Origin of the sequence: Exiguobacterium sp. s39, assembly GCF_018618925.1 — a bacterium.
GTDB lineage: Bacteria > Bacillota > Bacilli > Exiguobacteriales > Exiguobacteriaceae > Exiguobacterium_A > Exiguobacterium_A abrahamii.
Map to the genome: position 1 here is coordinate 1 of NZ_JACSNA010000015.1, position 246 is coordinate 246.

At 47.2% G+C, this 246-nt stretch carries 1 rRNA gene; it reads left to right on the forward strand.

What is annotated here, in order from left to right:
• Positions 1-149: 149 nt before the first annotated feature.
• Positions 150-246: ribosomal RNA gene (gene rrf, locus KNQ11_RS16685) — 5S ribosomal RNA — on the forward strand; the annotation flags it as partial.

Consider the following 246-nt stretch of genomic DNA (forward strand, 5'->3'; position numbering starts at 1 on the left):
GGCGACATGTGGAGCTGAGTGATACTAATCGGTCGAGGCCTTGTTCTAGCAGATGCTTGTTGATGACTTCAGTTTTGAGGGCGCGAGCCTTTCAAAAAAACGAAAAAAAGTCTTGACGTTATGTGAACATAATGTTAAGATAATAAATGTCTGGTGGCGATAGCCAAGTGGTCACACCCGTTCCCATGCCGAACACGGAAGTTAAGCACTTGAACGCCGAAAGTAGTTGGGGGCTTCCCCCTGTGA